The organism is Aeromonas sp. sif2433 (assembly GCF_019218705.1).
GTDB classification, from domain to species: Bacteria; Pseudomonadota; Gammaproteobacteria; order Enterobacterales; family Aeromonadaceae; genus Aeromonas; species Aeromonas encheleia.
The window spans coordinates 641,989-655,559 of record NZ_JAHUXD010000001.1; the positions used below are offsets into that span (position 1 = coordinate 641,989).

A 13,571-nucleotide genomic window follows, 5' to 3' on the forward strand; every position below is an offset into this window, starting at 1 on the left:
TCACCCCGTCGGATAGCACCATGAAAAACGGGAGGCCAAGGCCTCCCGTTGTTGCGACATCCGCCTCACAGGGTGAAGCGATAGAAGATGTCCACCGCCTGGGCCACCCCGCTCACCGCCTGCAGATAGAGTCTCGGCAGCACCTCGTAGCGCAGCTTGAACTCGGCGATGGGGCTGAACACCCCGACCCCGTACTGGAACTGCAGGCCCGGCAGCAGATAGGCAGACAGGGTCACCTGGGTATCGTCCCCACTGCCGGCGGTGTCGAGTGCCACGTCGCTCATGCCGAGGGACTCCCCTATGCTGGAGACCACCCCGTTGGCCTGGCTGACCGCACCGGCCACCAGCAGGCCGTTGAAGCCGCCATCCTCGCCACTGGTCTGCAACCCCTTGCCGCGCAGCAGATAGGAGAGCTGCTCGGACTGCGTCATCATGGGTTCGGAATAGACGGTGATCTTCGGCTTGGCCGCCGGCCCCGTGACCCGCACCCCGACGGTGACGTTGTCCTCTATGGTATCGGGATCCCGATACGCCTCTATGTTGAGATAGGGCTGATCGATGGGGCCGGAGAACAGGATCCGGCCATCCTTGATGATCAGGTTCTGGCCGTAGGCCTTGAAGCGCCCCTCGTTCAGGACCAGCTGACCGTTGCCCGACAGCGGCTTGGACGGATCCTGGCGGATGTTGAGCGCCCCGGCCACCTTGGTCTTGAGCCCCATGGCCTCCAGCCGCACGTCATCCCCCAGCCGGATGGCCAGCTTGATCTCCATCGGCAGTGGCGCCGTCTTCGGCAGCGGCGGCACATCGTCATAGATCACCGTCACGTCATCGGAGAGGGCCACCGCGCTCTCGGGCAGGCTCTTGACCAGGATCCGCGACCAGGGGATGTCCACCTGACCGCTGATCCTGGTCTCCTCGCCCAGCGAGATGGCGATGTCCGGCGTCACCCTGACCCGGCCCATGCCCGGGTACTGGGCCTCCAGATCCTTGCCCTGGATGGTGAGGCTGCCGGTGACCGGCAGCCGGGCCCAGCTCAGCCAGCCCCCCAGCGCGAGCGGCCCCTTGCCCACCAGCATGGAGCCATCGAGCTCGGCCCTGTTGCCTTCAATCTTGAGACGGGTCACCAGCTTGCTCAGGGTGACCATGTCGGAGTGGGTCTGCACCTCGCCATCGCGCAGGTTGAGCTCGCCGTACAGCAGGGGGGACGCCAGAGTGCCATCGAAGCGCGCATCCGCCGAGATGATCCCCTGCAGGGTACGCACCTCGGGGATCAGCGGGGCGAAGGTGGTCAGCTTGAGGCTGTCGAACTTGAGCTGGCCGGACAGGTTGCCACGCCCGGCGGGCTCCCTGATCAGCATCTCGGTGTCGATGTTGCCGATCTGGCGGGAGGCGAAGTCGATCCGGACCGCGGCCTGCTGGCGCTCGAAATCGACCCCCAGCTCGAGTTGCTGGTAGTCGGTCTTGAGCTCATCGGCCACGAAGGTCCCGGCCGTGGTGCGGACCCTGGCGTGCAGGGTCGGCTGGGAGCCGCGCCAGCTGGCGCGACCGTCTGCCGACAGGACCGCCTGCCAGCGGAAGTTATCCGGTAACCAGGGGCGCAGTCGCTTGAGATCGAACGCGCTCAGGGCGAAGTCCAGGCTGCCCTGCTCGGCGGAGAGCCGGCTGCCCTTGACGCAGAGGCTGGCCCCCTGCGATCCCAGGCAGAGATCCCCCATGGTCAGCTGCTGCTTGGGCAGATCCAGGTCCAGCGCCCAGGGTGCCGTCAGCTCCCAGCGCTTGAGCGGCGTCTTCAACTTGAGGCTCGAGAGCGCGCCGCGCCAGTGATCCTCGCGCAGGCCGCCATTCAGGCTCAGATTGGCGGCCACCGGCTCCCCCTTCATGGTCAAGGTGAGATCGTGGCGGTTGAGATCGCCGCTGAGGTTCAGGGCCAGCTGAGAGAGCGAGTTCGCCCCCTGCACCAGGCTCGCCACCGTCAGCGCCAGCTCACCGGCGGGCTTGTCTCCCACCAGGGCATTGCCCTTGATGGCGCTCCCCTTGAGCACTGTGCCGGCATAGGAGAGACGACCCGAGGCCAGATCGACGTTCACCCTCGGCGCCTGTTGGCTGCCGGTGAGGCGGACCTGGCCCTTGATGTCGCCCTTGAGACCGGGATAGAGGCCACCCAGGGCGGGCGCATCCAGATCCGCATCCAGCCTCCAGGCTTGCGCGGTGAGCGATCCCCTAGCCCGCAGATGGTTGGGGCCGCTTTGCAGCGCCAGCGCCGGGATCTGCCACTCCATCTTGTCGTTGCCGCTGAGCTCCCCCTTGAGGGCCAGCGGATACTGGTTCAGTTTGCCGTCTACCCTGAGCTCGGGGAGCGCCAGCTGCCAGTGGCCCGCCTCGGTCAGCTCGAAACGGCTGACTATCTTGCCCGCCAGCTTGCCCTTGATCTCGGGCAGCAGCTCGGCCGGGTTGATCTCCTTGAATTCGGTGGTGCCCTGCCACTGGACCCCCTTGCTCCAGGCCAGCTTGCCATCGAGCTTGAGCTCGCCGGTCAGGGCATTGAGCAGCAACTCGATGCGACTCAGCTTCGCCAGATCGCCCTTACCCGACAAGGCCAGCTTGAAGGGCGGCACATCCGTGCCCTTGCCGCTGGTCTTGAGCGCAAACTGATAGCCGGAGAGCTGCCCCTTGGCGGTCAGGTTGCCCTTGCCCAGCTGGTAGCTGGGCTCCTCCTTGGCGGGCTTGTGCAGCGGCCAGCCGAGGCTCTTCCAGTCCAGCGCCAGATCAAACGGCAAGTCAGGATCCAGCGCCGCCAGGGTTCCCTTGAGAGTGGCAGCCACCGGCCCCTTGGCTTGCAGCGCCAGCGCCAGCTTGCCGACCGAGCCGTCCAGGGTCAGTTTCGCCTGCTCGTTGTCGAGCTCCCACTGCTTCAGCCCTTTGCGGGCCTTGGCATCCAGGGTCAGGGCGAGCGGATAGTCATCGACCAGGCGCACATGGCCGCTGAGCGCCAGATCGGCCATGTCGTGGCGCAGGGAGAGCTCGCGGATGTCGATGCGCTCCTCTTTTGCCGTGGCGGATAGCACCAGCTTGTCGATGCCCTCGATCAACTCACCCTGCTGATAACGCAGCCTGGTCAGGGACAGTCCTTCGAGCTGGACGGGGAATGGCAGGCTAAAGGCGGGTAGCGCGATGGACGCCGCTTTCTTGGCCTTAGTGGCCTTGCTGTCATTTCCCTGTTTTGCCTTGGCGATGACCGGCTCCTTGGTGCCGACAGGGGATGGGGCCGCCTTGGTCGCCGACTGGGCGGCCTTGGCCGTCTTGCCTGCCTTGTCGGTTGGGGTCTTGGCCGGTGGCGTCTCGACCAGGGTCACATTCAGGCCATCGAGCATGGGCCCGCGCACGATCAGCCCCTTGCGATCCAGGCTCGCCCCTATATCGAGAGACTTGAGGGTCAGCCCCAGCCCGGGCACGGCGAAATCCAGATCCGTCACCTTGAGGCTGTCGATCTGGATGCGCAGCGGCAGCGGCTGCCAGACGAAGGGCGCCGTCGGTTCTTCGGCGGCAGGCTCGGCTTGCGCCGCCCGGACCACGGGATGGCTCACCTCCAGCGACTTGATCCAGAGCTTGCCCTGCAGCAACTTGCCGAGATCCCAATCCAGCACGGCGTGATCGATCGTGACATCGACCAGCGCATCCTGCCAGCCGAGCCCTTTCAGGGTCCAGCCGTAGCCGAGTTGCCCTGCCACCAGTTCCCCCTTGAGGGAGGGCAGCGCGGCCCTGGCCTGTTGCCACAACCACTGGTTGCCCGGGTGGCTGAAGCCCAGCAGGCTGACGCCGATGAGCAGCAGAAAGACGATGCCCATCAGCCACAAGAAAATACGTTTTACCCAGATCACGATGCAGACCCCAGCGAAAGAGACAGCCGCAGCGGCCAGAGAAGAAGGCGGTTAAAGCAGATCATAATTCAGGCCCCAGCGCGAAGTGCAGCCGCAGCGGCTTGTCTTCCTCGGAGATGCCCACCGCCAGATCCAGCCGGACCTGACCGATGGGCGTGACCCAGCGCACCCCGACCCCGGTGCCTATCTTCCAGGCCTCGCTGTAATCGATGGTGGCGGTACCGCCATCCACGAACAGGGCGCCGAGCCACTTCTCGCTGAAGCGATAGTTGTACTCCAGGCTGCCCACGCTGGTATAGCGCCCGCCGGTGAGCTTGCCATCCTCATCCTTGGGGGAGATGGTCTCATAGCCGTAGCCACGCACGGTCTGATCGCCACCGGTGAAGAAACGCAGGGAGGGGGGCACCAGGGCGAAGTCGTCCCCTATGATGGCCCCCTGCTCGACCCGCATCAGGAAACGGTGATCATCCCCCAGGGTCCGCAGCCACTTGCTGCGTCCCCACACCCGCATGAAGCTGATGTCGGAGCCCCAGTAAGGGCTGGAGAACTCAGTGGTCAGCTGCTGGCGATCGCCCCACTCCGGCACCAGGCCGCCGCGCACCCGCAGCCGCGACCAGGAGACACCCGGGATCAGCAGCAGGCTGTTCCCTTCGTCGTTACCCTGCACATAGCGTTCGTTCTCCAGCCGGATGAAGACGTCCCTGTCCCAGCTATCCGGCCGCCGCTTCCAGCGGTGCACGCCGAAGGTGGCCAGATCGGAGCGGGTGTCGTTGTTGTCCGTGTATTGGTAACCCGCTTGCAGCGAGTAGTAGTCCCGCAGCGGGTTGCCGACCGGGATCTGGTAATCGAAGCTGAGTTCGGCCTCAGGGGCCGAGATCTTGGCGGTGCTGGACAGGCTGTGGCCGTAGCGGTTGACCCAGGGCTTCTCCCAGGTGGCGCTCATCCTCGGCCCCACGTCGGTGGCATAGCCGACACCGGCCTCGATCTCGTGATCGACCCTGTTGGTGAGCGTCACCTGCAGCGGCACCATGTTGCCCTCGGCCTGACCGATCAGCGGCTTGATATCCACCTGTTTGAACAGCTTGGTGGAGGAGACATCCTGCGACATCTCGGCCAGGCGGATCGCCAGATAGGGATCGCCGCTCTTGACGTTGATCAGCGGCCGGATGAGGCGCAGCGCCTCCGGGGTGGCATCGTAGCGGATCTCGCCGAAGTGATAGCGGGGGCCGGAGCGGAACAGGATGAAGATCTCGGCCGTGCCCTGATCCGGGAACACCTTGACCTGGCTCTGGCTGATCTTGGCGTCGAAGTAGCCGCGCGCCAGCCCCAGACTGCCGAGATCCGCCTTGATGGACTCGTACTTGCCGTGGTTGAGGGGCTCGCCCTCCTTGAGGGGCAGCTTGTCCAGCAGCTCGCTGTAGATCTCGTCGCTGCCCGCATCCCCTTCCAGCAGTATGTCGAGGCGCGAGATGAGCACCGGCTTGCCCCTGTCGATCTCGACCAGCACCTTGGCGGGGGCCTTCTTCTCGCGCTTGAGGGTGATCTTCGGTTGGTAGTAGCCATACACCTGCAGCGCTTGCTGCACGCTCTCGGTGATCTTGGCGCGGGCGGGGCGATACTGGCGCTCCTGGTAGACGGGCAGGGCATTGAGATAGGCCTCGACGTTATCCTTCTGTTCGCCCTTGACCCCCTTGATCTGATAGGTCAGCTTGGCCGCCATGGCCGGCGTCACCAGCAGCAACAGGCAGAGGGCTAGCCCCAGTGCGCCAAGCCCGCGACGAATGCTTCGTCCAGGCGATGTGATCCCTGCAGGCAGGAGAGGATAGCATCCTGTCAAACGTCAATTTCCCCGCATAACATTATTAAAAGACTGAATTATTTAGAATGATAATGAGGCTCACTCCCGAGCAAGCGCAGTTCATCCTAGCATAAACAGGGACTCGACAGCAGGGAGTACCCCCACGCGCGCCTCCCCCATGTTGGCATGGGTCATCCCGCAAAACAGCCCTCGGCAGGTGCCCCCAGGGGGAAAACCCCGCCTCCCTGAGCGAAAAACGCACACTTCCCCGGCCAGTGGGTACAAAAAACCGCCACCCTGGCCCGCGGTCACTCTCCCATAGTCTGCCGCTAGTCTGCCGCACCCCATGGCCGGCCGCGGGCGCCACGCGACAACCTCTGTCGGCTCACAACCGGAATGACCGCCCAGAGCATCAAGGGCGGCTTGACAGCCTCGTTCATCAAGGCCCGGTTCGCTCCCTGCTATTCAACAGGAAAATAAATTTAAATCAATCACTTGAACAGGTGGAATGAAAGCTTCGCTCAATCCAATCGATTTATCCCGCTGCCACTGCCCGCCCGCCTGCCCCACACTGGCGACATCAATAGAAGGAGAGATCCCATGCCCTCACGTAGCGAACAGATGGCTGACTACATCGCCGATCGGCTCGAGTTCATCACCTTTCTGGCCTGCTGCAGCGCCTTGCTGGCCCTGCTGACCGGCATGAGTGGCCAGCAGGCGCTGGCCTTCACCGCCCTCAACCTGCCCTTTGGGCTCGTCCTGTTGCTGGGGCTGGCCATGCTGGCCCCGCTGCCGGCGCACTGGCGCCTGCCCGGGATCACCCTGCTGCTGCTGGGGGGCGCACTGTCCACCCTGCAGCTGAGCGGCCAGTGGCTCAATCCGCTGGCGATCTGGAGCCTGTACGCCCTGCTGGGGCTGGAGATCCTGTGGCAGGCTCGTCCCAGAACGCGGCTGACGGCGAACGCGCGCGGCTGATCCCGCCCATCTTCCCGCCCCGGCGCGCCGACGGCTGACGTGGGCGGCGAATTCGGGTAATCTTGCGCCCCATTTGTTGTCAACTGCCGCGGAGCGCCCCATGAAGAAAGCCTGTGCCCAGCACATCCTGGTCAAAACCGAGAAGCAATGTCTTGAGATCAAGGAAAAGCTCGCCAAGGGCGCCGATTTTGGCCAGATGGCGAAGCGTTTCTCCACCTGCGCCTCCGCCAAGCGCAGCGGCGATCTGGGGGAGTTCTCGAAGGGGGACATGGTCAAGGCGTTCGACGATGCCGTGTTCAAGGGGGAGCTGCTGACCGTGCTGGGCCCGGTGCGCACCAAGTTCGGCTTCCACCTCATCAAGGTGCTGTACCGCAACTGAGCCCCGGGGCGTCGCGAGGGCGCCCAGCCCGCTCACACCTCACAGGGCTAGGACGCCGGCACCAACCCGGCAGCGAACGCCAAGGCTGCTGAAAATGGCCGGATTAGCATAAATTTACTAACGTTATCAGTTAATTAAGTTTATCCTTCTGGGCATTGCTCCATCATAACCAGTGGATCCCTCATATGCCCAGTTATTTGTGGTGGCCCCTGCTGGCCTGGTTGCTGCCCCTCGGCGGCGCCATCGGCAGCCGCGTTCACCTCTGGCCCTGGTGGGTCGGCTTCAGCCTCTGCCTCGCCAGCGCCCTGATAAGCCTCGGACTCTTGCTGCACCTGCTCTGGCGCCGATACGGGGTACCACGCCGGGCGGACAACCAGTGGAGCCAGCTGGGGGGCCATCTGTGGGGTGTAGTCCCGCTGCTGCTGCCCCTGCTGTTTGTGGTGCAGGCGCTACGCGCCCCGCTCACCAACGACGTCAGCACGGATCCCTACCACCCGCCCCGCCTCCAGTGGGCCGAGCGGCTGAGAACGGCGCAGGATCTCCCCATCAATGCCGCCCCCCTGCAAGCATTTGCCGGCAACCCCGGTCCTCTCTATACCAGAGCCACCCCCATCGAGGTTGTCACCGAGGCGAGCGAGCTGATGAGCGAGCTGGGCTGGCAGGTAGAGCCCAGCCCGGACGGCCTCGATGCCGTGGTGACCTCGGGCTGGTTCGGCTTCCAGGATGATGTGGCGCTACGGGTCTTCCAGGGTCCGAAAGAAACCCGGGTCGACATGCGCTCCGCCTCCCGCCAGGGGCGCAGCGATCTGGGCGCCAACCGGGCGCGGATCCAGGACTTTTTGACCCGCCTCAACGAGCGGCTCGGTCAGGCCTACAAACCCAATTTGAAGCAATAAGAAGGTAATCAATGCGTGTCGAGGTCAAGCCCGATCGGGAATATGCCTGGTTTATCCGCCCCTTCTTCTGGCTGCAGCAACGCAACTACGGCCAGGTGCTGATCCCCGGCAAGTGCTGGGGCCGCTCGCCACGCCTGTTTGCCGCCGTGGCCACCCTGTACGGGGTGATCAACCGCAAGCGATCCCCCATAGATCCCGTGCTGCGATCCCTGGTGACGGTGCGAGTCTCCCAGCTCAACTGGTGCCGGTTCTGCGTCGACATCAACGCCATGACGCTGATCAAGCGGGCGGGATCCAGCGCCAAGGTGGAGGCCCTGGCCCAGTGGCGGGACAGCCCCCTGTTCGATGAGCGGGAACGCGCAGTGCTCGACTACACAGAGGCGATGACCGGGCTGGAGGGGGTGAGCGACGAGCAGGCGGCTCGGCTCAAACCCTGGTTCGACGACGATGCCCTGGTGGAGTTGACCGGCCTCATCGCCTTCCAGAACATGTCCGCCAAGTTCAACGCCGCCCTCGACATCGCCCCCCAGGGCTTCTGCCAGCTGCCGGTGCAACCCGAGCGGCCCCCTCTGCCCGGCAATAAAAAGCCGGACCAGACACCCCGATGACCAGATCCCGCCTGCTGCTACTGCTGAGCATGGGGTGCCTCATCGGCGCCTTCTTCGCCCTCGATCTCGGCCGCTACCTGAGCCTCGCCGAGCTGCAGGCACGTCAGGCGCAGCTCTCCGGTTGGGTACAGGCGCACTTCGGCCAGGCCAGCCTGCTGTTCATGCTCATCTACGTGCTCACCACCGCGCTCTCCCTGCCCGGCGCCAGCCTGCTGACCCTGGTAGGCAGCGCCCTGTTCGGCGTCGCATGGGGGCTGCTGCTGGTGTCGTTTGCCAGCACCCTGGGCGCCACCCTGGCCTTTCTCAGCGCCCGCTTCCTGCTGCGCGACTGGGTCAGGGCGCGCTTCGGCGACAAGCTGGCCCAGCTCGAGCAGGGAATGGCGAAGGATGGCGCCTTCTACCTGCTGAGCCTGCGCCTCATCCCCCTCTTCCCCTTCTTTCTGATCAACCTGCTGATGGGGCTCACCCCCATCAGAGTCAGTACCTACTACTGGGTGAGCCAGCTCGGCATGCTGCCCGGCACCTTCGTCTATGTGCTGGCGGGCAGCGAGCTGGCCACCCTCACCAGCACGGGCAACATCCTCTCCCCCGGCCTGATGGCGGCGCTGACCCTGCTCGGGTTGATGCCTTTATTGATGAAGAGCCTGGTGAGCCTGCTGCAACGCAGGCTAGCCCTGCGCCGGCTGCACGCCCCCTATCAGAAACCCGGGCGCTTCGACTACAACCTGCTGGTGATAGGGGCCGGCGCCGGTGGCCTGGTCAGCAGCTACATCGCCGCCGCGGTCAAGGCCAGGGTGGCCCTCATCGAGCAGCACAAGATGGGGGGGGATTGCCTCAACACCGGCTGCGTCCCCTCCAAGGCGCTGATCAGAAGCGCTCGCTTCGCCTTTGATCAGCGCAAGGCCGGCGCCCTGGGTTTCAGCCCCAGCCAATCCCGGGCCGACTTTGCCGCCGTGATGGCGCGCATTGCCGAGGTGATCGAGCAGGTCGAGCCCCACGACTCCGTCGAGCGCTACCAGCGGCTCGGGGTGGAGTGCATCCAGGGGCAAGCCCGCCTCGTCTCCCCCTGGGAGCTGGAGGTGAACGGCCGGCGCCTCAGCAGCCGTCACATCGTCCTCGCCACCGGCGCCAGGCCGCGGGTGCCGGACCTGCCGGGGCTCGGCGAGGTGCCCTACCTCACCTCGGACAACCTCTGGCAGTTGCGCGAGCCACCGCGCCACCTGCTGGTGCTCGGCGGCGGCCCCATCGGCTGCGAGCTGGCCCAGAGCCTGGCCCTGCTCGGCATCTCCGTGACCCTGGTGGAGCTGGCCGACCAGCTGCTGCCGAGGGAAGAGCCCGAGGTCGCCGCGCTGCTGCAGGCGCAGATGGAGGCGGACGGCGTCAGGGTGCTGACCGGCTGGCAGGCCGAGCGAGTCGAGCTCGACAAAAACGGCGAGATCGCCCTGCAGCTGCGCCAAAGCACCCCGCAGGGCGACGAGCTCATGCTCATCGAGGGAGACAGGCTGCTGCTGGCGCTGGGCCGGGTCGCCAACGTGACCGGCTTCGGGCTGGAGGAGCTGGGGGTCACCCTCAATCCGGGGGGCACGGTGCGGGTGGATGCTTTCCTCGCCACCAACTACCCCAGCATACTGGCGGTGGGAGACCTGGCCGGTCCCTACCAATTCACCCACTTCGCCGCCCATCAGGCCTGGTATGCGGCGGTCAATGCCCTGTTTAGCCCCTTCAAGCGCTTTCGGGCCGACTACCGGGTGATCCCGGCCGCCACCTTCACCAGCCCGGAAATCGCCAGGGTGGGGCTCAACCGCAGGGAGGCGCAGACGCAGGGCATCCCCTTCGAGACGACCCGCTTCGCGCTGGCCGAGCTGGATCGGGCCATCGCCGACGGCGAGCGGGAGGGGTTTGTCGAGGTGCTGACGGTGCCGGGCAAGGACAAGATCCTGGGGGCCACCATAGTGGGCGCCCAGGCCGGCGAGCGGCTCGCCGAATTCGCGCTCGCCATGCGCCACGGGCTGGGGCTTCGCAAGATCCTCGCCACGGTGCACGCCTATCCCACTCTGATGGAGGGCAACAAGCAGGTGGCGGGGCTCTGGTTGCAGGCCTGGCAGCAGGCCCACCAGCCAGCCTGGCTGCCCACCCTGCTGGCCCGTTATCACGGTTGGCGCCGCGGCGCCTGATCCCCTTTGCATAAGGCAATCATCATGTTCAAGACCCGGCTTCGCTCCTTGTTCCACGCCATGTGCCTCGCGGCACTGCCCCTGCTGATGGCAACCCCGTTGCAGGCCGGCGAGGAGGAGTGGCAGCAGACCCTGCAGCAGGCCGAGGGCCAGACCGTCTATTTCAACGCCTGGGGCGGCAGCCCGGAGATCAACGCCTACCTGCTGTGGGCCGGGCAGGAGCTCAAGCGCCAGTACAAGGTCACATTGGTGCAGGTGAAGGTGGATGACATAGCCCAGAGCGTCAGCCAGTTGCTGGCCAACAAGCAGGCGGGCAAGACCGACAAAGGCCCCATCGACCTGCTCTGGGTCAATGGCGAGAACTTCAAGGCGCTCAAGGAACAGGGGCTGCTGGGCGCCCCCTTCAGCCCAGATCTGCCCAACATGGCCCTGGTGGATCAACGCCTGCCGGTGACGGAGGACTTCACGGTGCCGGTGGACGGGCTGGAGGCCCCCTGGGGCATAGGCCAGCTCAACCTGATGGTCAACGGCGATGAGGTGAGCACTCCGCCCCGTTCGGCGGCCGCCCTGCTCGACTGGGCCAGGGCTCACCCCGGCCGTTTTACTTACCCCAAGCCGCCGCAATTTCATGGCTCCAGTTTTCTCAAGCAGATCCTGCTGGAGTTGATCGCCGATCCCGCCCCCCTCTATCGGGAGGCGACCGACGCCGAGTTCGCTCGTCTGAGCGCCCCGCTCTGGACCTGGCTCGATGCGCTTCACCCCGCGCTCTGGCGCAAGGGCAGGCTGTTCCCCACCAGCGCCGCCGAGACCAAGCAGCTGCTCGATGACAATGAGCTGGCCATGGCCATCAGCTTCAACCCGGGGGAGGCCCAGAGCTCGGTGCAAAACGGCACCCTGCCGCCGACTGTCAGGGCGGTCGCCATGAGCAAGGGGGCGCTGACCAACAGCCACTTCCTCGCCATCCCCTTCAACGCCAGCGCCCGGGCCGGTGCCATGGTGGCGGCCAACTTCCTGCTGAGCCCCGCCGCCCAGACCCGCAAGGCGGATCCCGCCTTCTGGGGTGATCCCAGCGTGCTGGATCCCGCCAGACTCGGTGCCGCCCCGTCCGCGAACGTCGGCCCCCAACTGCGTTTCAAGGCGGTGGCCGAGCCCCATCCCAGCTGGCAGCTGCGGCTGGAAGCGGCCTGGGCCGAGCGCTACGGCCGCTGATCGATGAGTTCCCGGGCCTGGCGCCTGCCCTTCATCCTGCTGTGCGGCCTGCTGCTGGCCGCGCCGCTTTGTGGCGGCCTGTTGCTGCTGCTGGCCGAGGGCATCGCCATGGGCAATCTCAGGCTGCTGCTGGCCCAGCCCGGGCTCTGGCACTCGGTGGGCCTGAGCCTCTGGGTGGCGACCGCCTCCACCCTGGGCGCCCTGCTCTGCACCGCCCTGCTGCTCGCCCAGGGTGACGGAAGCCGCTGGATGGGCTGGCTGCGCCGCCTGCTCTCCCCTCTGCTGGCTCTGCCCCACGTGGCCTTCGCCATCGGTTTCGCCTTCCTGCTCGCCCCCTCCGGCTGGCTGCTGCGGCTGTTCTCCCCCGCCCTCACCGGCTTTGCGCTGCCACCGGACTGGCAGAGCCTGAGAGATCCCTGGGGGCTAGGGCTGATACTGGCGCTGATCCTGAAAGAGACCCCCTTCCTGCTGCTGATGGCGCTGGCCGCCCTGGAGCCCGCCAAGCTGGCGCGTCAACAGTGGCTGGGGGCCAGCATGGGCTTCAGCGCGCCGCAGATCTGGTGGCGCCTGCTGCTGCCCGCCCTCTGGCCCGCCCTGCGCCTGCCACTCTACGCGGTGGCGGCCTATGGCCTGGCGGTGGTGGATCTCGCCCTGCTGCTGGGGCCGGATGCCCCGGCCCCGCTGGCGGTGCGGATCTGGCTCTGGTATCAGGATCCCGATCTGCTCTGGCGCGGCGCCAGCGCCAGCGGCGCCCTGCTGCTGCTGGCGGGCAACCTGCTGCTGATCGCCGGCTTGCGGCTGCTGGAGTGGGGCCATGGGAGGCTGGGCAAGGCGCGCTGGCTGGACGGGCGGCGCACCCGCCCCTCCCCCCTGCTGGCAGGGCTGACCCGGGCGGGCGTCTGGACCCTGCTCGCCATCAACCTGCTGGTGCTGGCCTCGCTGCTGCTCTGGTCGCTGACCCGGCGCTGGCCCTTCCCCGCCCTGCTGCCGAGCGAGTGGAGCGGCCGCCACTGGCTGGAGCTGCTGCCCAGCCTGGGCCCCTTGCTGTGGCAGAGTCTGCTGCTGGCGCTGCTCTGCGCCGGCATCGCGCTGCTGCTGGTGGTGCTCAGCCTGGAGGCGCAGCAGGATCGCCGACCCTGGCCGCTCTGGCTCATCTGCCTGCCGTTGCTGTTGCCCCAGGCCAGCCTGCTGTTCGGGTTGCGGCTCCAGATCGACTGGCTGGGCGGCGCCGGAGTCGATGGCATCGGCTGGGGCTGGGTGCTCTGGAGCCAGCTGCTGTTCGTCGCCCCCTATGTCTACCTCTGCCTGCACGGCGCCTATCGCCAGTTCGACCCTCGCCTCACCCGGGCGGCAATGAGCCTGGGAGCCAGCCCCTGGCGGGCCTGGTGGCGGGTGAAGGCGCCGCTGCTGGCACGCCCGCTGCTGTTCGCCTTCGGGGTCGGGGCGGCGGTGAGCCTGGCCCAATACCTGCCCACCCTGTTGTTTGGCGCGGGCCGCGTGGTCACCATCACCACAGAGGCGGTCGCCATCAGCAGCGGCCTCAACCGGCGGCTGGCGGGCCTCTACGGCCTGCTGCAACTGTTGCTGCCGCTGTTCATCTACGGCCTGGCGCTCTGGCTGCCCCGCCGCATCAATCCCGCACTGAGGCATTGAG

Annotated in this window: 9 protein-coding genes; 7 read left to right on the plus strand and 2 right to left on the minus strand. The window is 66.3% G+C overall.

What is annotated here, in order from left to right; genetic code table 11:
• Positions 1 to 65 precede the first annotated feature (65 nt).
• Both KW825_RS02795 and KW825_RS02800 read right to left on the minus strand, forming a co-directional pair.
• Positions 66 to 3,878, minus strand: a complete 3,813-nt coding sequence (locus tag KW825_RS02795) for a translocation/assembly module TamB domain-containing protein (RefSeq protein ID WP_218328128.1) — start codon at positions 3,876 to 3,878, stop codon at positions 66 to 68.
• A 61-nt stretch (positions 3,879 to 3,939) separates the two neighbouring features.
• Positions 3,940 to 5,715, minus strand: a complete 1,776-nt coding sequence (locus KW825_RS02800; RefSeq protein WP_218328129.1) for an autotransporter assembly complex family protein — start codon at positions 5,713 to 5,715, stop codon at positions 3,940 to 3,942.
• Positions 5,716 to 6,276: 561 nt separating this feature from the next.
• On the opposite strand from KW825_RS02800, the gene KW825_RS02805 reads away from it, so the two are divergent.
• From KW825_RS02805 to KW825_RS02835, 7 genes are all read left to right on the plus strand, one after another.
• On the plus strand, positions 6,277 to 6,651 hold the full coding sequence (locus KW825_RS02805) for a hypothetical protein (RefSeq protein ID WP_218328130.1): 375 nt from the start codon (positions 6,277 to 6,279) through the stop codon (positions 6,649 to 6,651).
• Between the two features lie 100 nt (positions 6,652 to 6,751).
• Positions 6,752 to 7,030, plus strand: coding sequence for a peptidylprolyl isomerase (locus KW825_RS02810; RefSeq protein ID WP_042651377.1), 279 nt, complete (start codon positions 6,752 to 6,754; stop codon positions 7,028 to 7,030).
• A gap of 185 nt (positions 7,031 to 7,215) precedes the next feature.
• The gene (locus KW825_RS02815) at positions 7,216 to 7,926 is read left to right on the plus strand and encodes a DUF1499 domain-containing protein (RefSeq protein WP_218328131.1); all 711 of its coding nucleotides are present in this window, start codon (positions 7,216 to 7,218) and stop codon (positions 7,924 to 7,926) included.
• Positions 7,927 to 7,937: 11 nt separating this feature from the next.
• Positions 7,938 to 8,534 carry a carboxymuconolactone decarboxylase family protein gene (locus tag KW825_RS02820; protein ID WP_218328132.1) on the plus strand — a complete coding sequence of 199 codons (597 nt, stop codon included), beginning with the start codon at positions 7,938 to 7,940 and terminating at the stop codon, positions 8,532 to 8,534.
• Positions 8,531 to 10,708, plus strand: a complete 2,178-nt coding sequence (locus KW825_RS02825; protein WP_218328133.1) for an FAD-dependent oxidoreductase — start codon at positions 8,531 to 8,533, stop codon at positions 10,706 to 10,708. Before KW825_RS02820 ends, KW825_RS02825 begins: the two co-directional genes overlap by 4 nt.
• A 24-nt stretch (positions 10,709 to 10,732) precedes the next feature.
• Positions 10,733 to 11,917, plus strand: coding sequence for an ABC transporter substrate-binding protein (locus KW825_RS02830; protein ID WP_218328134.1), 1,185 nt, complete (start codon positions 10,733 to 10,735; stop codon positions 11,915 to 11,917).
• Between the two features lie 3 nt (positions 11,918 to 11,920).
• Positions 11,921 to 13,570 carry an ABC transporter permease gene (locus KW825_RS02835; RefSeq protein ID WP_218328135.1) on the plus strand — a complete coding sequence of 550 codons (1,650 nt, stop codon included), beginning with the start codon at positions 11,921 to 11,923 and terminating at the stop codon, positions 13,568 to 13,570.
• The last annotated feature ends 1 nt before the right edge of the window (position 13,571 follow it).